This window comes from Streptomyces sp. NPDC094143 (assembly GCF_040303825.1).
Taxonomy (GTDB): Bacteria; Actinomycetota; Actinomycetes; order Streptomycetales; family Streptomycetaceae; genus Streptomyces.
Genome location: NZ_JBEOTZ010000018.1, coordinates 48,085 through 68,415, shown reverse-complemented (window position 1 = coordinate 68,415; position 20,331 = coordinate 48,085). Strand labels below are relative to the sequence as shown.

Here is a 20,331-nt window from a genome sequence, read left to right as displayed (position 1 = left end):
GCGGCCGGGTCAGAGCTTTCCGCCCCGGCCGCCCTCGCGCCGGGCGGGCGCGATGAGCGTCGACAGATAGGGCAGGGGAGCGCCGTCGAGGTCGGCGGCCGGTCGGATCGACTCCTCCGCCAGCCCCAGCGCCGACCCCCACACCGCGTCCTCGATCCGCCCGGTCTCGCGCAGCGCCTCGGCGACCTCGTGCGCCTGCCGGCCGAACTTGTAGGCGACGACGGTCCCGGGCCCGGCGAGGGCCTCCTTGAGCACGGTCGCCCCCGCGGTGACGGGCACCAGCGTGAGCGGCTCGGTCCCCTCGGTCAGCACGGCACCCGACCGGGCGGCGAGGTCCTGCATGGCGGTGATCCCGGGCACGGTCTCGACGACGGTCCCCGGCACCAGCCCGGCGATGGTCTGCGCGAGATAGGTGAAGGTCGAATAGACATTGGGGTCGCCGATGGTGGCGAAGGCCACGGTGGCGTGGGCACGCAGCAGCTCGGCGACCCGCTCGCCCGCCGCGTCCCAGGCGGCCTCGCGCCGGGCCCGGTCGCTGCGCTCGTTCAGCGCGAACACGACCCGGACGACCTTTCCCTCGGGCACGTAGTGCACCACGGTCGCCTCGGCCCGCCCGCGCTCGCCCGTGTCCATCACGGGCACGACGACCACGTCCGCCGCGCGCAGGGCGTTGACGCCCTTGACGGTCACCAGCTCCGGATCCCCGGGGCCGACCCCGATCCCGACCAGCCTGCTGCTCATGACGTCCGGCACCTCTCCACGAACCGACGGGCGACACCGGGCTCGGACGCCCAGTGCGTGTGCAGATAACTCGCGTGCACACCGCGCTGTACGAAACCTTCGACCCGGGGCCGGGGTGTGCGGACGCCCCAGGCGGGCTCCGCCCCCGACCCGGGCTCCACGGCGGTCCGGTGGAACTCGTGCCCGCGCATCCGTGTCCCGGCCGCCGCGAGCACGCTGTCGCCGACGGCCACGGCGTCCCGGTAGCCCAGCGTGAGCCGCTCGCTCATCCGCGCCCGGGCGTCCAGCACCCCGCACATCGGCAGCCCGTCCAGCTCCCGGCACAGATACAGCAGCCCGGCGCACTCGGCGGCCACGGGAGCGCCGCTCAGCGCCAGCTCGGCGACGGCCTCGCGCAACGGCTCGTTGGCGGACAGCTCGGCGGCGTACACCTCGGGGAACCCGCCCCCGATCACCAACCCGCGGGTCTCTTCGGGCAATTCCTCGTCCCGGAGAGGATCGAAGGACACGACGTCGGCCCCGGCGGCCCGAAGCAACTCGGCGTGCTCGGCATAGGAGAAGGTGAACGCGGGGCCCCCGGCCACGGCGATCCTCGGTGGGAAGCGGTCATCCGGCCGTGCCGGGTGCCGGGTGGGCGAGGCGACCGCCTCAGCCGCGTCCCACGCCGCACACGGCAACGCGCCCGCACTCCGCGCCAGCGCGACCAACGCCTCCAGATCGCACCCGGCGGCGACCTGCGCCCCCATCGCCGCCACGGCCTCCACCGCCGCCGCCTGCCGCTCGGCGACCGGAACCAACCCCAGATGCCGCGACGGCGTCTCCACCTGCCCCGCCCGCCGCAACACCCCCAGCACAGGCACCCCGGCCGAATCCAGCGCCTCCCGGAGCAGTTCCTCGTGCCGATCGGACCCGACCTTGTTCAGGATCACGCCCCCGACCCGCACCTCCGGGTCCCAGGACGCGAACCCGTGCACCAGCGCCGCCACCGACCGCGACTGCGACGACGCGTCGACGACCAGCACCACCGGCGCCCGCAGCAGCTTCGCGACATGGGCGGTGGAGGCCAGCTCCCCTTCCCCGGCCGCCCCGTCGTACAGCCCCATCACGCCCTCGACGACGGCGATGTCACACCCCCGTGCCCCGTGCCCGAACAACGGCCCGACCAGGTCGGGCCCGCACAGGTAGGCGTCCAGGTTCCGCCCCACCCGCCCGGTCGCGAGCGCGTGGTACCCGGGGTCGATGTAGTCGGGCCCGACCTTGTGCGCGGACACGGCGAGCCCCCGCGCGGCGAACGCGGCCATCAGCCCCGTGGCGACGGTGGTCTTGCCGCTGCCGGACGACGGCGCGGCGACGACCAGCCGGGGGACGGAAGGACTCACCACTCGATGCCCCTCTGCCCCTTCTGCCCGACGTCCATGGGGTGCTTGACCTTGGACATGTCGGTCACGAGGTCGGCGAAGTCCACGAGCTGCTCCGGGGCGTTGCGTCCGGTGATCACCACATGCTGCGTCCCGGGCCGGTTGCGCAGGACGTCGACGACCTCGTCGGTGTCGACCCAGCCCCAGTGCATCGGGTACGCGAACTCGTCCAGCACGTACAGCTGATACGTCTCGTTCGCCAGGTCCCGCTTGACCTGCTCCCAGCCCTCCCGGGCCTTCTCCTCGTTGTCCATCTGCGCGTCGCGCTGCACCCAGGACCAGCCCTCGCCCATCTTGTGCCAGGCGACGGTGCCGCCCTCGCCGGAGTCGCCGAGCACGCGCAGCGCCCGCTCCTCGCCGACCTTCCACTTCGCCGACTTGACGAACTGGAACACCCCGATCGGCCACCCCTGGTTCCAGGCCCGCAGCGCGAGCCCGAACGCGGCGGTGGACTTGCCCTTGCCGACGCCCGTGTGCACCACGACCAGCGGCCGGTTGCGCCGCTGCCGGGTCGTCAGTCCGTCGTCGGGCACCACACTCGGCTGTCCCTGCGGCATTACGCGACCCTCCTCTGTACGTCCTTCACCAGCCCGGCGATGCTGTCCGCCCGCAGCTCCTCCAGGGTCACGGCCGTGCCGCCCAGCTCACCCGCGAGCTGCCCGGCGAGCCCCAGCCGCACGGGCCCCGACTCGCAGTCCACGACCACACAGGCGACCCCCTCGGCCGCGAACAGCCGAGCCGCGCGCGAGGCCAGCGCGACAGGCTCCGGCCCGCCCGTCGCCCGCCCGTCCGTCACCACCACGACCAGCGGCCGCCGCGCCGGATCCCGCAGCCGCTCCACGCGCAGCACGTCGTGCGCCCGCAGCAGCCCCGCCGCGAGCGGCGTCCGCCCGCCCGTCGGCAGCGACTGGAGCCGGGCCGCCGCCGCGTCCACCGACGACGTCGGCGGCAGCGCGACGTCCGCGCCCGTGCCGCGGAAGGTCACCAGACCCACCTTGTCCCGCCGCTGGTAGGCGTCCAGCAGCAGCGACAGCACGGCGCCCTTCACGGCGCTCATCCGCTGCCGCGCCGCCATCGACCCGGAGGCGTCCACCACGAACAGCACGAGATTGCCCTCGCGCCCCTCGCGGGTGGCCTGCCGCAGATCGTCCCGGCGCACCACCAGACCCGGCCCGGACCGTCCACGCGCCCGCTGGTGGGGTGCCGCGGCCTGCACGGTCGCGGCCAGGTGCAGCCTGGTGAGCGCGCCCCGGGGCCGCCTGGCCCCGGTGGTGCGCCCGTGCTCGGTCCGCGCCCGCGAGCGCCGCCCGGCCGCACCCTCGCCGATCCCGGACACGCTCAGCACTTTCGTGCGGAACGGCTCGGAGGGCCGTGCGGCCGGCTGCTCGCCGCCGCCCGACGGCTGCGGCTGCCCGCCCTCCCCGGCCTCGGGCCGGGCACCGGTGTCACCGCCCTCGGGACCCTCGCCGGGGTCCGGCTGTCCGCCGCCCCCGCCGGGCCCGTCCGGCCCAGGGTCCGGATCCGGGTCGTCGTCCTCCGAACCGCCGAACTCCTCCAGCGTCTCGTCCAGCTTGTCCTCGTCCAGCCCGGGCGCGTCGAACGGGTTGCGCCGCCGCCGGTGCGGCAGCGCCAGCAGCGCCGCCTGCCGGACGTCCTCCGCGAGCACGTCCGTCCGCCCGGCCCAGGCCGCGAGCGCGGTCGCGGTCCGGGCCATCACGATGTCGGCGCGCATGCCGTCCACCTCGAAGGCCGCGCAGGTCGCCGCGATCTGCCGCAGCGCCCCGTCACCCAGCCGCACCGACGGCAGCAGTTCCCGCGCCGCCACGATCCGCGCCCGTACGGCGGCCTCCTCCTCGGCCCAGCGGGCCGCGAAGGCGGCCGGGTCGTCGTCGTAGGCCAGTCGCCGGCGCACGACCTCGACCCGCTGGTCCGGCTCCCGGGAGGCCGCGACCTCGACGGTCAGCCCGAACCGGTCGAGCAACTGCGGCCGCAGCTCGCCCTCTTCGGGGTTCATGGTGCCGACGAGCAGGAACCGCGCGGCGTGCCGCACGGAGACGCCCTCGCGCTCGACGTACGAGGCGCCCATCGCGGCGGCGTCCAGCAGCAGGTCGACCAGATGGTCGTGGAGGAGGTTGACCTCGTCGACGTAGAGGATCCCGCGATGCGCGTCGGCGAGCAGGCCGGGCTCGAAGGCCTTCACGCCCTCCGACAGCGCCCGTTCGATGTCCAGCGCGCCGACGAGCCGGTCCTCGGAGGCGCCGACGGGCAGCTCCACCATGCGGGCGGGCCGCTCGACACCGCCGCCGGCCTCGTGGGGCCCGTCCGGGCACCCCGGGTCGGGGGAGGCGGGGTCACAGGAGAAACGGCAGCCGGGGACGACCGGGACCGCCGGCAGCAGCGCCGACAGGGCCCGCACCGCCGTGGACTTGGCGGTGCCCTTCTCGCCGCGCACCAGCACACCGCCGACCGCCGGCGACACGGCGTTCAGCAGCAGCGCGAGCCGCAGATCGTCCTGGCCGACGACGGCCGTGAACGGAAAGGGGGTGGTCACTTGTCGTCGCCCTCCAGGTCGCCTTCGAGTTCCAGGTAGGTGGCGCGCAGCCGCTCCAGCGTCTCGGCGTCCGGCTCGGCCCACAGCCCGCGCTCGGCGGCCTCCAGCAGCCGCTCGGTGATCCCGCGCAGCGCCCACGGGTTGGACTTCTTCATGAAGTCCCGGTTCTCCGGGTCGAAGACGTACTCGGCGCTGAGCTTCTCGTACATCCAGTCGTCCACGACCCCGGCCGTGGCGTCGTACCCGAACAGGTAGTCGACGGTCGCCGCCATCTCGAAGGCGCCCTTGTAGCCGTGCCGCCGCATGGCCGCCATCCAGCGCGGGTTGACCACCCGGGCCCGGAACACGCGGTGCGTCTCCTCGCCGAGCGTGCGGGTCTTCACCTGGTCCGGGGTGGCCGAGTCGCCGACGTACGCCTCGGGGCTCGCGCCGGTGAGGTGGCGGACCATGGCGACCATGCCGCCGTGGTACTGGAAGTAGTCGTCGGCGTCGACCAGGTCGTGCTCGCGGGTGTCGACGTTCTTCGCGGCGACCGCGATCCGCCGGAACGCCGTCTCCATGTCCCCGCGCGCGGCCCGCCCGTCGAGGCCCCGCCCGTAGGCGTAGCCGCCCCACACCGCGTACACCTCGGCGAGGTCCGCGTCGGAGCGCCAGTTGCGGGCGTCGATCAGCGGCAGCAGACCGGCCCCGTAGGCGCCCGGCTTGGAGCCGAAGATCCGGGCGGTGGCGCGGCGCCGGTCGCCGTGCTCGGCGGTGTCCTCGTCGGCGTGCGCCCGGACGTGGTTGGACTCGGCGGGCTCGTCCAGCTCGGCCACCGTGCGCACGGCGTCGTCGATCAGGCCCACCACGTGCGGGAACGCGTCCCGGAAGAACCCGGAGATGCGGACCGTGACGTCGATGCGCGGCCGGCCGAGTTCCGCCAGGGGGATCACCTCGAACCCGGTCACCCGGCGCGAGGCGTCGTCCCACACCGGCCGGCAGCCCAGCAGCGCCAGGATCTCGGCGATGTCGTCGCCCTGGGTGCGCATGGCGGAGGTGCCCCACACCGTCAGGCCGACGGACTTCGGGTACTCCCCGGTGTCCTGGAGGTAGCGCTGCACCAGCGAGTCCGCGAGCGACTGCCCGACCTCCCAGCTGAGCCGGGACGGGATGGCCTTGGGGTCGACGGAGTAGAAGTTGCGGCCCGTCGGCAGGACGTTGACCAGACCGCGGGTGGGCGAGCCGGAGGGACCGGCCGGGACGTAACCGCCGTCCAGGGCGCGCAGGATGTGCCCGATCTCGTCGGTGGTGCGCGCCAGCCGCGGCACGACCTCGGCGCAGGCGAACTCCAGCACGGCCACCGCCTCGGGCAGGTCGGCGCCGAGGACCTCCCGCACCAGCGGCGCGCTCTCCGTGACCGCCCAGCCGCGCTCCTCCAGGCCCTCCGCGAACCGCCGGCACAACTGCTCCAGCAGGTCGATCGCGTCGGCGGCGCTGCGGGCGGGGCCGTCGACCAGGTCCGTCAGCTCGGCCGGCACCTTCACCGGGGCGCCCGGCTCGGCCAGCAGCTCCTTCTCCACCAGCCCGAAGTGCTCCGCCAGCGCCGCCCGGAGCCCGGGCAGCGCGCCGGCCTGCCCGCCCCACACCTGGGAGGCGCGCAGCACGGCCAGCACCAGGTTGACGCGCGGTTCGCCGACCGGACCGCCGCCCAGGACGTGCAGTCCGTCGCGGATCTGCACGTCCTTGATCTCGCACAGGTAGCCGTCGATGTGCATGACGAACTCGTCGAACGCCTCGTCGTCCGGCTGCTCGTCGACGTGCAGGTCGTGGTGGAGTTCGGCGGCCTTCACCAGCGTCCAGATCTGCGCCCGCACGGCCGGGGCCTTGGCCGGGTCCAGGTCGGAGACGAGCGCGTACTCGTCCAGGAGCTGCTCCAGCTTGGCCAGGTCGCCGTAGGTGTCGGCGCGGGCCATCGGCGGCACGAGGTGGTCGACGACGGTGGCGTGCCCGCGGCGCTTGGCCTGGGTGCCCTCGCCCGGGTCGTTGACGATGAACGGGTAGACCAGCGGCAGGTCGCCCAGCACCGCGTCCGGGGCGCACCCGGCGCTCAGCCCGAGGCCCTTGCCCGGCAGCCACTCCATGGTGCCGTGCTTGCCCATGTGCACGATGGCGTCGGCGCCGAAGCTGTGTTCCAGCCAGCGGTAGGCCGCCATGTAGTGGTGCGAGGGCGGCATGTCCGGGTCGTGGTAGATCGCGATCGGGTTCTCGCCGAAGCCGCGCGGCGGCTGGATCATCACCACGACGTTCCCGAACTGCAGGGACGCCAGCACGATGTCGTCCCCGTCGACGTAGAGGCCGCCCGGCGGCTCGCCCCACGCCTCGGTCATGGCGTCCCGCAGCTCCGGGTCGAGCTTGTCGAACCAGGCCCGGTAGTCCGCCAGCGGCACCCGCGCCGGCGCCGAGGCGAGCTGCTCCTCCGTCAGCCACTCCACGTCGTGCCCGCCGGCCTCGATCAGCCGGTGGATCAGCTCGTCGCCGTTGTCCGGGTACCCCTCGACGGTGTACCCGGCGTCCCGCAGCGCGTCCAGCACCCGCACCGCCGAGGCCGGGGTGTCGAGCCCGACCGCGTTGCCGACCCGCGAGTGCTTGGTCGGGTACGCGGTGAAGACCAGCGCGAGCCTCTTCTCGCCGTTCTCCTTGTGCTTCAGCCGGGCGTGCCGTACGGCGATGCCGGCGACCCGCGCGGCACGCTCCGGGTCGGCCAGGTACACGGGCACGTCGTCCGGGCCCTGCTCCTTGAAGGAGAACGGCACGGTGATCAGACGCCCGTCGAACTCCGGGATCGCCACCTGCATCGCGGCGTCCATGGGGGAGAGGGCGGCGTCCGACTCCTCCCAGGCCTGCCGGGAGGACGTCAGGCACAGCCCCTGCAGCACGGGGACGTTCATCTCGGCCAGGGCGCCGACGTCCCAGGCCTCCTCGTCCCCGCCGGCCGAGGCCTGCGAGGCGTGCGTGCCGCCGGCGGCCAGGACGGTGGCGACCAGGGCGTCCGCCCGGCCCAGGATCTCGTACAGCCCTTCGTCCGCCCCGCGCAGCGAACCGCAGTACACGGGCAGCGCGTTGGCGCCGTGGGCCTCGATCGCGTCGCACAGGGTGTCCACGAAGGCGGTGTTGCCGCTCAGTTCGTGGGCCCGGTAGAAGAGCACACCGACGGTCGGGCGTCCCTCGGTGTGCGCCCGCTCGCCGCGCACGCCGTACTCGGGCATCTTCCGCGGCGCGGCGAAGCCCTCGCCGGTGAGCAGCACGGTGTCGGACAGGAACCGGGCCAGCTCGGTGAGGTTCTCCGGGCCGCCCTCCACGAGGTACTTCAGCGCCTCCGCGACGACCCCGGCGGGCACGGACGACTCGGCCATCAGCTCCGCGTCCGGCACTGTCTCGCCGCCCAGCAGCACGGTGGGGATCCCGGAGGCCCTCAGCGCGGCGAGCCCGTCCTCCCAGGCCCGCTTGCCGCCGAGCAGCCGCACCACGGCGATGTCCGCCCCGTGCAGCAGCGCCGGCAGCTCCTCGCGCACGTCCACGCGGGTCGGATTGCCGATCCGGTACGAGGCGCCCGTGGCGGCCCGGGCCGCCAGCAGGTCCGTGTCGGCGGTCGACAACAACAACACAGTGCTCATGCGGGTGCTCCCGGTGGGATGAAGGGCAGTCCTTGCGGCGCGCCGGACTCGATGAGCCGCCACAGCGCGTCGGTGTCCGCGTGCTGTTCGATGAGGTCGCCGAGCCGGTCGAGCTGCTCCTCGCGCAGCGCGGCGAACGAGGTGCCGGGAGCCGGCACGAAACGGCGGCCCGCGGCGGCCGCCACCTCGCGCAGGAACGCCCGCCGGAAGCCGTCCGACTCCAGTGAGCCGTGCCAGTGGGTGCCCCAGGTCTGGCCGACCCGGCAGCCGTCCAGGAAGGGTTCACCACCGGTGACGTCGGCGACCCCGTGGTGGATCTCGTAGCCCTCGACCCGCTCCCCGAGGGCCTCGCCCTCCGGCCGGGTGAGGGTCTTCTCGCGGGCGAACCGCACCCGCACGGGCAGGATGCCCAGCCCGTCGACCCGGCCCCGGCGGCTCTCCACGTCGTCCTCGATGTGCTCGCCGAGGATCTGGAAGCCGCCGCAGACGCCGAGCACCGGCCGCTGCTCGGCGGCCCTGCGCACCAGGGCGTCGGCGAGCCCCCGCTCGCGCAGCCAGTCCAGCGCGCGGACCGTCCCTCGGGTGCCGGGCACGATGACGAGGTCGGCGTCGGCCAGCTCCTCCGGCCGGTCCACGAACCGCACCACGACACCGGGTTCGGCGGCCAGCGCGTCGACGTCCGTGAAGTTGGACATGAGGGGGACCGCGCACACGGCGACACGCAGCACGTCCTGTCCGACGGGCGGCGCGACGACGGACTCGCGCACCGCACCGCGCAGGGACACCCGCAGCCCGTCCTCCTCGTCGATCCCGAGCCCGTGCCGGAAGGGCAGCACGCCGTACGTCCGCCGCCCCGTGAGGCCCTGGAGCATCTCCAGCCCGGGCTCCAGCAGGGAGACGTCCCCGCGGAACTTGTTGACCAGGAACCCGGCGACGCGCTCCTGGTCCTCGCGGGACAGCAGCGCCACCGTCCCGAAGAACGAGGCGAAGACACCGCCCCGGTCGATGTCGCCCACGACGAGCACCGGGAGCCCGGCGTTCCGGGCGATGCCCATGTTGACGATGTCGGTCCGCCGCAGGTTGATCTCGGCGGGAGAACCGGCCCCCTCACAGATCACCGCGTCATACGTGCCCCGCAACTGCTCCAGACAGTCCAGCACCGTCCCGAGCAGCTTCCGCTGCCGCCCGCCGTGGTAGCCGCGCGCGCTCATCTCGCCGACCGGCTTGCCCAGCAGCACGACCTGACTGCTCTGCTCGCCACCGGGCTTGAGCAGCACGGGGTTCATCAGCGCGGTCGGCTCGACCCGGCAGGCCTGTGCCTGCATGGCCTGCGCCCGCCCGATCTCGGCGCCCTCCCGCGTCACGAAGGAGTTCAGGGACATGTTCTGCGCCTTGAAGGGCGCGACCTTGACGCCCTGACGCACCAGCCACCGGCAGATCCCGGCCGTCACGACGCTCTTGCCCGCGTCGGAGGTGGTCCCGGCGACGAGAAGCCCACCGCTCATGACGTACGCCCCTTCGTGATGTGGCGCGCGGCGACACAGACGCCGAGCGCGAGCCAGCCGACGCGGCGGGACAGCCGCACGGCCCGTTCGACGTCCCGGATGCCGACGCCCCGCCCCGCCTCGTTGAGCACGGGCCGGTGCTCCACCCGCCCGCCGTACGACAGGGTCCCGCCCAGCCGCACCCCGAGCGCCCCCGCGAACGAGGCCTCCACGGGGCCGGCGTTGGGGCTCGGGTGCTGCGCGGCGTCCGCCCGCCAGGCGCGCACGGCGCCGCGCGGATCCGGCCCGGCCAGCGTCGCCAGGACGGCCGTCAGCCGCGCCCCCGGCCACCCCATGACGTCGTCCAGCCGCGCGGAGGCCCACCCGAAGCGGCGGTAACGGGCCGACTTGTGCCCGACCATGGCGTCCAGGGTGTTGACGGCCCGGAACCCGAGCAGCCCCGGCACCCCGCCCAGGGCCCCCCACACCAGTGCCCCCACCACCGCGTCGGAGGTGTTCTCGGCGACGGACTCGACCACGGCCCGGGCAATGCCGTCGGCGTCCAGGGCCTGCGGGTCGCGTCCGCACAGATGCGGCAGCCGCGCCCGGGCCGCCTCGACGTCGCCCGCCTCCAGGGCACGTCCGATGGTCCGCGCCTCGCGCGCGAGTGAAGTCCCCCCGACGACGGCCCAGGTGGCGGCACCGGTGAGCGCGACGGAGGCGACGGCGGAGGACCGCACCGCACGCTGGGCGACAGCCCCCAGCGCGACGGCGCCTGACGCGCACACCCCGGCGTGCAGCGCGCCCCACCCGCGGTGGTCCCGCCACACCACTCGTTCCACGGCACCCGCGGCCCGCCCGAACGCGGCGACCGGATGCCCTCGGCGGGGGTCGCCGAGCAGCAGGTCACCGATCAGGCCGGCGGCGGCACCGTACGCGAAGACGCGACCGGCACCCATGGGGTCAGCCGCCCAACGGGGCAGGCAGGGGTGGGGTGCTGAACCTCGATCGGCAGCCGCGCATGGCGATACGTGTCCTCACTCAGGGTGTCCGCGCCCTGGTTCGACGTGACCGGCGGTGAGAGTTCCTGGCTCCCGGGGATGGCTACCCCGGTGACAGTGGCGGGACCGCGCCGGACTCGCACCGGCTTCCTCTCCTGCCGCCGTACTGGCCCCGGAAGTCCACCACGGGCGCGAACCGCCGTCAACTTGCCCTTGACCTGCGAGGGGAGAGTGTGGAGAACCCCACACCGTCCCTTTCGCACACACGACGACCGGGCGGCACGGGACCGAGGTCCCGTGCCGCCCGGCGGACACGATGTGCGGTCGGGCCGTCAGGCCACGATCAGGTAGATGCCGTACCCCACGGCCGCCGCGCACGCGGCGAAGCACGCGTAGGCGCCCGTCACCGCCAGGCCCGCGGACCCGCCCTGCGCCACCGCCCGTTCGCGGCGCGACAGACCGGTGATGCCGAGGGTGAACAGCCCCACGAGGGCCACGGTGACCACGAGGCTGACGCCGAAGACGGAGCCGAGCGCCGCCCAGTCGATCTTCATCTCTGCTTCTTCCTTGTAACCGGTGGGCGGGGTCAGACCGTGGTGGTCGTGGTGGGCGTCCGCTCGGCGGCCGCCTGGGCGGGGAACGTCGGGACGTCGCCGGCCGTGGGGCCCGCGGGCGGCGGCGTCACCGCGGCCATCGCCGCGGTCACCACGCCGGCCGGCTCCTCGTCGGCTTCGGCGCCGGCGTCGTTGACGTTGGTGTGGTCGACGACCTCACGCCGGGAGAGCTTCCAGATCGCCGCGGAGGAGGCGACGAGGAAGACGGCCACCACGGCGGTGCCCCAGTTCCCGAAGCCGGTGACGTACTCGGCGAGCGCGCCCACCAGGGCGGCCGCCGGCAGGGTCAGGCCCCAGGCGACGAACATCCGCGTCGCGGTCGACCAGCGGACGACACCGCCCTTGCGGCCGAGGCCCGCGCCCATCACCGCGCCGGACACGGAGTGGGTGGTGGAGAGGGAGAAGCCGAGGTGCGAGGAGGCCAGGATGACCGTGGCCGCGCTGGTCTGGGCGGCGAAGCCCTGCTGCGGCCGGAGGTCGGTCAGGCCCTTGCCCATGGTCCGGATGATGCGCCAGCCGCCCAGGTAGGTGCCGAGCGCGATCGCGATGCCCGCGGAGAGGATGACCCACATGGGCGGGTCGGAGTCGGGGGCGACGGCGCCGCCGGCGACCAGGGCCAGGGTGATGACACCCATCGTCTTCTGCGCGTCGTTGGTGCCGTGCGCCAGGGAGACCAGGCCCGCCGAGGCGATCTGGCCGGCCCGGTAGCCCTTCTCGGACGCCTTGCCGTCGGCCTTGCGGCCCAGCGAGTACGTCAGCCGCGTGGCCAGCATCGCCGCGACGCCCGCCACCAGCGGGGCGGCGACCGCCGGGATGAGCACCTTGGTCACCAGCACGTCGCCGTGCACCGCGCCGACGCCCGCCGAGGCGATCGTGGCGCCGATCAGACCGCCCATGAGGGCGTGCGAGGAACTGGACGGCAGGCCGACCAACCACGTCAGCAGGTTCCACAGGATCGCGCCGACCAGGGCGGCGAAGATGACTTCGGGACGGATGCCGGCCTCGTCGACGAGGCCCTTGGAGATCGTGTTGGCGACTTCGACGGACAGGAAGGCGCCGACCAGGTTCAGGACCGCGGACATGGCGACCGCGGCCTTCGGTCGCATGGCGCCCGTGGAAATGGTCGTGGCCATCGCGTTCGCGGTGTCGTGGAAACCGTTCGTGAAATCGAACGCGAGTGCGGTTACCACCACAATCGCGAGGATCAGCGAGAAGCTTTCCATTTACCCAGGCAATCGTTCGAGGTCATTGGCTGGACGAACGTAAGTAACCCGAGTGAACGGAAGATGAACTGGGAGGGGCGCATGGGTGTCCACAACGGGGGTTTGACGTTCCGCCCCGCTGTGAGACTCCCCACGCCCCCGCGACCTAGGCGCCCCCCGCGAACGTCTCAGCCGATCGAGTGACCCGTCGAGGACGTTCCGTCACCGGTGCCCGGTGCCCGGTGCCCGGTCTTCGGTGCCGCCCGGCCGGAGCCCCATCGGATACAAGCCGCACGGCCGTGTGCCGGGCCTCCGCCTGGCAGGATCGCCGCATGGCTGAGCAGCGAGACGACGAGCGGGACAGGCGGGACGTCCGGGGCGGCGGAGAGGACGCGGGCCAGGCGCGCGCCTCCTCGCGGCGCAGGAGCGTACGCCCCGAGGAGGCACGCGCCTGGGAGGAACTCGTCGCGACGGCCCGCCGCACGGTCGCGGAGGGACTCGTCGTCGGCACGTCCGGCAACGTCTCGGTGCGTGTCGGGGACACCGTCCTGGTCACGCCCTCCGGCGTCCCCTACGACCGCCTCACGCCCGGCGACGTCACAGGCGTCGACCTCGACGGCCGGCAGGTCCTCGGCACCCTCGTCCCCACCAGCGAGCTGCCCATGCACCTGGCCGTCCACCGCACCACCGACGCCCGTGCCGTCGTGCACACCCACGCCGTGCACGCCACGGCCGTGTCCACGCTCGTGACCGAGCTGCCGCTGATCCACTACATGGCCGCCGCGCTCGGCGGACCCGTCCGGGTCGCCCCCTACGCCACGTACGGCACCGACGAGCTGGCCGCGCACATGCTGCGCGCCCTCGCCGGCCGCTCCGGCTGCCTCCTGCAGAACCACGGCACCGTCACCTACGGCGCCACCCTCGACCAGGCCTACGACCGCACGGCCCAGCTGGAGTGGATGTGCCGCCTGTGGCTCACCGCCACGTCGGTGCCGGGCCTCACACCGAGCCTGCTGTCCGGTCGGCAACTGGCGGAGGTGCGGGAGCGGCTGCGCGGCTACGGCCAGCGGTCCTGACCCGGCGCGCGACGTCACCCCGCCGCCGCCTCCCACTGGTCGCCCGCGCACCCCGCCGGGACACTGGAGCCGTGCGCACTGTCAGAGCGACGGCCGCTGCCGTCACCGCCGCGCTAGGGGCCGGCGCCGCCGCGGTGGCGGCCGGCCGGCTCGCCAGCGACGCCGCGCTCAAGGCGCCCGCGGGCCGGCCGCTGCCCACCGAACCCCGGCTCACCGTGCACGGCACCGCCGCCGGGCGGATCACCCTCACCCGGGACCTGGCCGCCCTGCGGCCCGGCCGCTACGGCCTGTCCGGCGACGGCTCCCACGCGATCGTCGGCCCCGTCCTGGCCGGCGCCCCGCCCTCCGCCGACACCGTCGTGCGCCGTCTGGAGAGCGTGACGCACGGCACCCTGGAACCCGGCGACAAGGTCTGGCTCACCCCCAACGTGCACGTCGGCGACCCGGGCTCCGCCCTCGGCATCGAACACGCCGACGTCGACGTCCCCGGCGAACTCGGCGCCCTGCCCGCGTGGTTCGTGCCCGGCGCCCGGGACACCTGGGTGATCGCTGTGCACGGCCTGGGCACCACCCGGGAAGTCGCCCTCAACGTCATGGGGTTCTGGCACCGCAGCCGCTTCCCGGTGCTCGCCCTCGCCTACCGCGGCGACCTCGGCGCACCCCGCCCCGCCGACGGCCTGAACCACCTCGGCGAGACCGAGTGGCGCGACCTCGACGCGGCGATCCGCTACGCCGTGCGCTACGGCGCCCGCCAGGTCGTCCTGCACGGCTGGTCCACCGGCGCCACCATGGCCCTGCGCGCCGCCGAGCGCTCGGGGCTGCGCGAGCGGGTCTCCGGGCTCGTCCTGGACTCGCCGGTGCTCAGCTGGGAGACCACCTTGCGCGCCCTGGCCGCGGCCCGGCGCACCCCGGGCGCGCTGCTGCCCCTCGCCGTGCGCGCCGCCCGGGGCCGCACCGGCCTGTCCGGCGACCGCGTCACCGCCCCCTACGACGGCATCCGCGTCCCGGCCCTGGTCTTCCACGGCCCCGGCGACACGGTCGCCCCGTGGCGGCTCTCCCGCCGGCTCGCCGACGCCCGCCCCGACATGGTCTCCCTCCACACCGTCGGCGACGCCCCGCACGGAGCCATGTGGAACGCCGACCCCCGGGCCTACGAGGAAGCCCTGCGGCGCTTCCTGACCCCGCTCATGTGACCGGCCCTCGGCGACCCGGCCGCACGCACCCCCCGTTCACGCCCCCTTCGCCCCCTCGCAACCACGTCCCGGCCCGGCCCTCACCGACCGGTCGTGATGATTCCGTTTAGCGTCGTACGACTGGCCTGTTCCCGGCCGGGGACCACTCCGGCGAGCCGGTGCGTTGGCCATCCCCGTCGCCCGCGGTGACATTCCGTTTGGGTTTTCGGACCGTCAACCGGAAGACTGCCCCCGTGACGTCCCGTATCCCGCGCGACTCCAGGCTCCGACTCGTCCGCCCGCGATCCCTGGCCGCCGCCCCCGCAGCGATGAACCAGCGGCGCTCGCGCCGACCCGCCCCGCGCCCCCCGGAGGGCACCCCGGCACCGGCGGAACTGGCCAGAATGGCTCGCTCAGGTCTGGCCGGCGCGGCCCGCGTCGCCCGCTGGGCCGACGCCGCGCTCGGCCCCGGCGGGGACAGCGCCACGGCCGACGGCAAGGCCACCCTCTCCGAGGCGACCGCCGAACGGGCCGCCCGCGACCTCGGCCTGACCCCCGCTCAGGTCAGAGCCGCCTGGGACACCGCCCGGCTCGCCGGTCTCGTCGAGGTGCACGGCGACAGCGCCCGCCCCGGCTGGCGGCTGCGCGCCTGGAACCGCGACGACAGCGCCGTCCTGCGCGGCTGGGTCGCCCTCTTCGACGCCTGGTCGCTGGCCTGCCCGGAGCCCGAGGAACACGAGCCCGCCGCCGTCGCCGAGGTCGTCTCGGCCATGCCCCAGGTGCTCTCCTTCCTCCAGCTGTCCGCCGGCCCCGTCCCCGTCGAGCAGCTCCTCGACCTCCTGGAGCAGCGCGTCACCGAGCTGCGCACCGCCCGCTGCGAGATTGCCTACGGCCCCCAGCCCGAGCCGCCGGCCGAACCGGAGCCCACCGACGCCCCGCTCGCTCCCCTGCTGGACTGGGCCCTGCGCGCCCTCGCCTCCGTCGGCGCCCTCACCTACGGGGACGGGCAGGCCACGCTCACCCCGCTCGGCAACTGGGCCGTCTGGGTCAAGCTGGAGCAGATCTGCGTCGCCGCGCAGAGCCCCGCCGGGAACATCGAGCAGGGCGCCGAGGACATGCTCCGCGGCTGCGCCCAGCTGCGCCCGAACGCGGCCCGCGCCGAGTACCGCGCCTGGCTCGCCGCCCGCACCGTCGGCAGCGCCGTCACCGAGCTCCTCGACGCCGCCCGCGGCGAGGACGCCCTGCTGCGCGGCCTGGCCTTCGAGGCGCTGCGCGTGGTCGGCGCCCCCGCCGAACCGGACGTCCGCGCCGTGCTGGACGAGCCCACGCTGCGGCCGTACGCGCTGCTGTGGCTCGCCGAGCACGACGGCGCCGACCCGGAGGACGCCCACGAGGTCCTCACCCGGCAGGAGGCGACCTGGCTGTGGGTGGACACCGCCGCCGCCGTCGCCGACCACGGGGAGGCCCCGCTGCTCGTGCGGCACCTGGAGTCCGCCGTGCAGCCGACCGTCCCGATGCTGCTGGACGAGGTCCGCGCCGTGGGGCACCCGCGCACCGTGCAGGTCCTGGTCGCGCTCGCCGCGGCCCACCCCGACCCGGCGCTCGCCAAGGCCGTCCGCCGGGCCGCCTTCCAGGTGCACACGGGCGGCAGCTAGGCGCCCGTGTCGGGCGCGTAGGTACCGAAGCTCCAGACGTTGCCCTCGACGTCCCGGGCCATGTAGTCCCGGGAGCCGTAGTCCTGGTCCGTCGGGGGCATCAGGATCTCCACGCCGTGCTCCACGGCGTGGCGGTGGTGCGCGTCGACGTCGTCCACCACGACGTACACCCCTGTGGTGCCGGCGCCTTTCATGGCTCTGTCGAAGACGCTGCCGGTGCCGCGGGTGCCGATCATCACCGCGCCGTTGCCCTGCGCCAGCTCGGCGTGCAGCACCGAGCCGTCCTCGCCCTCGTACACCGACAGCTCGGTGAAGCCGAGGGCCTCCGTCAGCTGGCGGATCGCCGCCTTCGCGTCCCCGTACAGCAGCGTCGGGTAGACGCTCGGGCGCCCGCCGGAGGTGCCTGCCATGCCGATCACTCCCTTGTGCTCGGTCGCCGTGATCCTCGATGGTCCGGACCCGTTGTCCAGTCTGGCAGCGGGCACTGACAACGACCCGTCGGGACGAACCGGACGTCCGCACGCAGAAAAAGTGGTTGCACCGCCCCGTTAGACTGTCCCCATGGCCTTTCTCCTCGCGCATTAGACGGCGGGAACGTCCTCAGCCGCCCATCCCGCCCCCGTATCGCCCTGGAGTCTGTCCGTGATCTCCGCCTCCGGTATCGAGCTGCGCGCCGGTGCCCGCGTCCTCATCGAAAACGCCTCCTTCCGGGTCGCCAAGGGCGACCGCATCGGCCTGGTCGGCCGCAACGGCGCGGGGAAGACCACCCTCACCAAGTGTCTGGCCGGCGAGGGCATGCCCGCCGGCGGCACCATCACCCGCTCCGGCGAGGTCGGCTACCTCCCGCAGGACCCGCGCACGGGCGACCTCGACATCCTCGCCCGCGACCGCATCCTCTCCGCCCGCGGCCTGGACGTCCTGATCCGCAAGATGCGCGAGAACGAGCAGCGCATCGCCAACGGGCAGGGCGCCACCCGCGAGAAGGCGCTCAAGCAGTACGAGCGCCAGGAGACGGAGTTCCTCACCAAGGGCGGGTACGCCGCCGAGGCCGAGGCCGCCACCATCGCCGCCGCGCTCAACCTGCCCGACCGCGTGCTCGGCCAGCCCCTGCACACCCTCTCCGGCGGTCAGCGGCGCCGGATCGAGCTGGCCCGGATCCTGTTCTCCGACGCGGACACCCTGCTGCTCGACGAGCCGACCAACCACCTCGACGCCGACTCGATCGTCTGGCTGCGCGACTACCTCAAGACCTACCGCGGCGGCTTCATCGTGATCTCCCACGACGTCGACCTGGTCGAGACGGTCGTGAACAAGGTGTTCTACCTGGACGCCAACCGCGCCCAGATCGACATCTACAACATGGGCTGGAAGCTCTACCAGCAGCAGCGCGAGGCCGACGAGAAGCGCCGCAAGCGCGAGCGCGCCAACGCCGAGAAGAAGGCCGCCGCGCTGCACTCGCAGGCCGACAAGATGCGCGCCAAGGCCACCAAGACCGTCGCCGCGCAGAACATGGCCCGCCGCGCGGACAAGCTGCTGTCCGGCCTGGAGGCGGTCCGCCAGTCCGACAAGGTCGCCAAGCTCCGCTTCCCCGAGCCCGCGCCCTGCGGCAAGACCCCGCTGATGGCCGAGGGCCTGTCGAAGTCCTACGGCTCGCTGGAGATCTTCACCGACGTCGACCTGGCCATCGACAAGGGCAGCCGCGTGGTCATCCTCGGCCTCAACGGCGCCGGCAAGACCACCCTGCTGCGGCTGCTGGGCGGCGTCGAGCAGCCCGACACCGGCATGGTCGTCCCCGGCCACGGCCTGAAACTCGGGTACTACGCCCAGGAGCACGAGACCCTCGACCCGGACCGCACGGTCCTGGAGAACATGCGCTCCGCCGCGCCCGACATGGACCTCGTCGAGGTCCGCAAGGTGCTCGGCTCGTTCCTGTTCTCCGGCGACGACGTCGACAAGCCGGCCGGGGTCCTCTCCGGCGGCGAGAAGACCCGCCTCGCCCTCGCCACCCTCGTGGTGTCCTCGGCGAACGTGCTGCTCCTCGACGAGCCGACCAACAACCTCGACCCGGCCAGCCGCGAGGAGATCCTCGGCGCGCTGCGCACCTACAAGGGCGCGGTCGTCCTCGTCACGCACGACGAGGGCGCGGTCGAGGCGCTCCAGCCGGAGCGCATCATCCTGCTGCCGGACGGCATCGAGGACCTGTGGGGCGCCGACTACGCGGATCTCGTCGCCCTGGCCTGAGCGTCAGTACCGCTTGATCGAATGCGTGATCAACGGCGTATGGATCATTCGGCCCATCGGTGATCCATCATCTGTGTGAGATCTCCTCGTACCGAGGTGTGTCCTACATCGATTTCGCGGCCGAGCCCCTGATCCTTCGGGGCTCGGCCGCGACGTCTTTCTGACCTGGCATTTCCCGGGACGATGCGTTCGGCCTCGGGGACGACGCTCTTCGGAATTCTGCATTCCGCATGTGGGGATGTGCTCCCGTCGTCACAACCGTGTCTCACGGACCTTGCCGAATGGGTGGCCATCAGGGCCCGGAGGGGTGATCATGAGGAGACCAGAGCGCACTTCCCATGAGGAGGCACGGGTGGCCGAGACTCTGAAGAAGGGCAGCCGGGTGACCGGCGCCGCGCGCGACAAGCTCGCGGCAGACCTGAAGAAGAAGTACGACGCCGGTGCGAGCATCCGGGCGTTGGCCGAGGAGACCGGCCGCTCGTATGGCTTTGTGCACCGCATGCTCAGTGAGTCGGGCGTCACGCTGCGAGGGCGTGGCGGGGCGACCCGGGGCAAGAAGGCCACAGCCTGACCCCGGGTGGCCCCACGGCTTCGATGGTGGCCACCCGGTCGTTCACCTGACCGACCGGGTGGTTACTGTGCAGTCACTTAGCTGTGTCGTGCCCGGCGCAAGCCGGCGTACGGCACGGATGACGACCGCACACTTCGGAGGCGTCCCATGGCTTCGCCCGACCAGGACCTCGTTCCCGTACTCGACAAGGACGGCGTACGGCTCACCGTCGACGACGCGATCGCCACGGTGACGCTGACCAACCCGGCCAAGCGCAACGCGCAGAGCCCCGCTCTGTGGCGGGCGCTGACCGAGGCCGGGCGGCTGCTGCCGGGCTCCGTCCGCGTCGTGGTCCTGCGGGCCGAGGGCATGTCCTTCTCGGCCGGGCTCGACCGGCAGGCGTTCACGCCCGAGGGCTTCGACGGGGAACCGTCATTCATCGACCTCGCGCGCGGCGGCGACGCCGAGTTGGACGCGACCATCGCCGAGTACCAGGAGGCGTTCACCTGGTGGCGGCGCAGCGACATCGTCTCCGTCGCCGCTGTCCAGGGGCATGCCATCGGGGCGGGCTTCCAGCTCGCCCTCGCCTGCGACCTGCGCGTCGTCGCCGACGACGTGCAGTTCGCCATGCGCGAGACCAGCCTCGGACTCGTGCCCGACCTGACGGGTACGCATCCGCTGGTGGGGCTCGTCGGCTACGCCCGCGCGCTGGAGATCTGCGTGACCGGGCGCTTCGTTGCGGCCGAGGAGGCCGTCAGCACCGGGCTCGCCAACGTGGCCGTGCCCGCCGGGCAGCTCGACGACACGGTCCGCGACCTCACCGCGGCCGTCCTCGCCGCGCCCCGCGACGCCGTCATCGAGACCAAGGCCCTGCTGCGCGGCGCCCAGGACCGCACCTACGAGGAGCAGCGCCGCGCCGAGCGCCAGTCCCAGGCCCGCCGGCTGCGGGACCTCGCGGGCGTCGGCGACTGAG

The 20,331-nt window shown here is 73.7% G+C and carries 16 protein-coding genes and 1 riboswitch; of the genes, 6 read left to right on the top strand and 10 right to left on the bottom strand.

The window, feature by feature from the left end; genetic code table 11:
• Positions 1 to 9 precede the first annotated feature (9 nt).
• The 9 genes from cobI to ABTZ58_RS22905 all read right to left on the bottom strand — a co-directional run bounded on the left by cobI (position 10) and on the right by ABTZ58_RS22905 (position 12,685).
• On the bottom strand, positions 10 to 741 hold the full coding sequence (cobI, locus tag ABTZ58_RS22945; protein ID WP_351359649.1) for a precorrin-2 C(20)-methyltransferase: 732 nt from the start codon (positions 739 to 741) through the stop codon (positions 10 to 12).
• Positions 738 to 2,120 (bottom strand): cobyrinic acid a,c-diamide synthase CobB, encoded by a 1,383-nt coding sequence (locus tag ABTZ58_RS22940; RefSeq protein WP_351359646.1) that lies wholly within the window; start codon positions 2,118 to 2,120, stop codon positions 738 to 740. Before ABTZ58_RS22940 ends, cobI begins: the two co-directional genes overlap by 4 nt.
• Positions 2,117 to 2,716 (bottom strand): cob(I)yrinic acid a,c-diamide adenosyltransferase, encoded by a 600-nt coding sequence (cobO, locus tag ABTZ58_RS22935; protein ID WP_351359643.1) that lies wholly within the window; start codon positions 2,714 to 2,716, stop codon positions 2,117 to 2,119. Before cobO ends, ABTZ58_RS22940 begins: the two co-directional genes overlap by 4 nt.
• Positions 2,716 to 4,710, bottom strand: coding sequence for a putative cobaltochelatase (locus ABTZ58_RS22930; protein WP_351359640.1), 1,995 nt, complete (start codon positions 4,708 to 4,710; stop codon positions 2,716 to 2,718). The genes cobO and ABTZ58_RS22930 overlap by 1 nt, the downstream gene beginning before the upstream one ends.
• Positions 4,707 to 8,363: a cobaltochelatase subunit CobN gene (gene cobN, locus ABTZ58_RS22925; RefSeq protein ID WP_351359637.1), complete on the bottom strand. Its 3,657-nt coding sequence runs from the start codon at positions 8,361 to 8,363 to the stop codon at positions 4,707 to 4,709. Before cobN ends, ABTZ58_RS22930 begins: the two co-directional genes overlap by 4 nt.
• Entirely contained in the window at positions 8,360 to 9,868 is a 1,509-nt protein-coding gene (locus ABTZ58_RS22920; protein ID WP_351359634.1) for a cobyric acid synthase, read from the bottom strand. The genes cobN and ABTZ58_RS22920 overlap by 4 nt, the downstream gene beginning before the upstream one ends.
• Positions 9,865 to 10,806, bottom strand: coding sequence for a cobalamin biosynthesis protein (locus ABTZ58_RS22915; protein ID WP_351359632.1), 942 nt, complete (start codon positions 10,804 to 10,806; stop codon positions 9,865 to 9,867). The genes ABTZ58_RS22920 and ABTZ58_RS22915 overlap by 4 nt, the downstream gene beginning before the upstream one ends.
• 103 nt (positions 10,807 to 10,909) lie before the next feature.
• A riboswitch (cobalamin riboswitch) is annotated at positions 10,910 to 11,048 on the bottom strand.
• 132 nt (positions 11,049 to 11,180) lie between these two features.
• Complete coding sequence (locus tag ABTZ58_RS22910) at positions 11,181 to 11,402, bottom strand: hypothetical protein (protein ID WP_059422310.1); 222 nt, start codon at positions 11,400 to 11,402, stop codon at positions 11,181 to 11,183.
• A gap of 32 nt (positions 11,403 to 11,434) precedes the next feature.
• Positions 11,435 to 12,685, bottom strand: coding sequence for an inorganic phosphate transporter (locus tag ABTZ58_RS22905; protein WP_351359629.1), 1,251 nt, complete (start codon positions 12,683 to 12,685; stop codon positions 11,435 to 11,437).
• A 311-nt stretch (positions 12,686 to 12,996) separates the two neighbouring features.
• Here ABTZ58_RS22905 and ABTZ58_RS22900 point away from each other — a divergent pair, with 311 nt between their 5' ends.
• The 3 genes from ABTZ58_RS22900 to ABTZ58_RS22890 all read left to right on the top strand — a co-directional run bounded on the left by ABTZ58_RS22900 (position 12,997) and on the right by ABTZ58_RS22890 (position 16,567).
• Positions 12,997 to 13,740 carry a class II aldolase/adducin family protein gene (locus ABTZ58_RS22900; RefSeq protein WP_351359626.1) on the top strand — a complete coding sequence of 248 codons (744 nt, stop codon included), beginning with the start codon at positions 12,997 to 12,999 and terminating at the stop codon, positions 13,738 to 13,740.
• Positions 13,741 to 13,811: 71 nt separating this feature from the next.
• Positions 13,812 to 14,933 (top strand): alpha/beta hydrolase, encoded by a 1,122-nt coding sequence (locus ABTZ58_RS22895; RefSeq protein WP_351359624.1) that lies wholly within the window; start codon positions 13,812 to 13,814, stop codon positions 14,931 to 14,933.
• Between the two features lie 233 nt (positions 14,934 to 15,166).
• A complete protein-coding gene (locus ABTZ58_RS22890) occupies positions 15,167 to 16,567 on the top strand; it encodes a hypothetical protein (RefSeq protein ID WP_351359621.1) in 1,401 nt (466 codons plus the stop codon).
• Here the strand turns inward: ABTZ58_RS22890 and ABTZ58_RS22885 are convergent.
• Positions 16,564 to 16,977, bottom strand: a complete 414-nt coding sequence (locus tag ABTZ58_RS22885) for a VOC family protein (RefSeq protein ID WP_351359618.1) — start codon at positions 16,975 to 16,977, stop codon at positions 16,564 to 16,566. The genes ABTZ58_RS22890 and ABTZ58_RS22885 overlap by 4 nt on opposite strands.
• A gap of 232 nt (positions 16,978 to 17,209) precedes the next feature.
• Here ABTZ58_RS22885 and ABTZ58_RS22880 point away from each other — a divergent pair, with 232 nt between their 5' ends.
• The 3 genes from ABTZ58_RS22880 to ABTZ58_RS22870 all read left to right on the top strand — a co-directional run bounded on the left by ABTZ58_RS22880 (position 17,210) and on the right by ABTZ58_RS22870 (position 20,330).
• A complete protein-coding gene (locus ABTZ58_RS22880; protein ID WP_309093589.1) occupies positions 17,210 to 18,808 on the top strand; it encodes an ABC-F family ATP-binding cassette domain-containing protein in 1,599 nt (532 codons plus the stop codon).
• Positions 18,809 to 19,160: 352 nt separating this feature from the next.
• A complete protein-coding gene (locus ABTZ58_RS22875; RefSeq protein WP_010037790.1) occupies positions 19,161 to 19,379 on the top strand; it encodes a helix-turn-helix domain-containing protein in 219 nt (72 codons plus the stop codon).
• A 147-nt stretch (positions 19,380 to 19,526) separates the two neighbouring features.
• Complete coding sequence (locus ABTZ58_RS22870) at positions 19,527 to 20,330, top strand: enoyl-CoA hydratase/isomerase family protein (RefSeq protein WP_351359614.1); 804 nt, start codon at positions 19,527 to 19,529, stop codon at positions 20,328 to 20,330.
• Position 20,331: the final 1 nt, after the last annotated feature.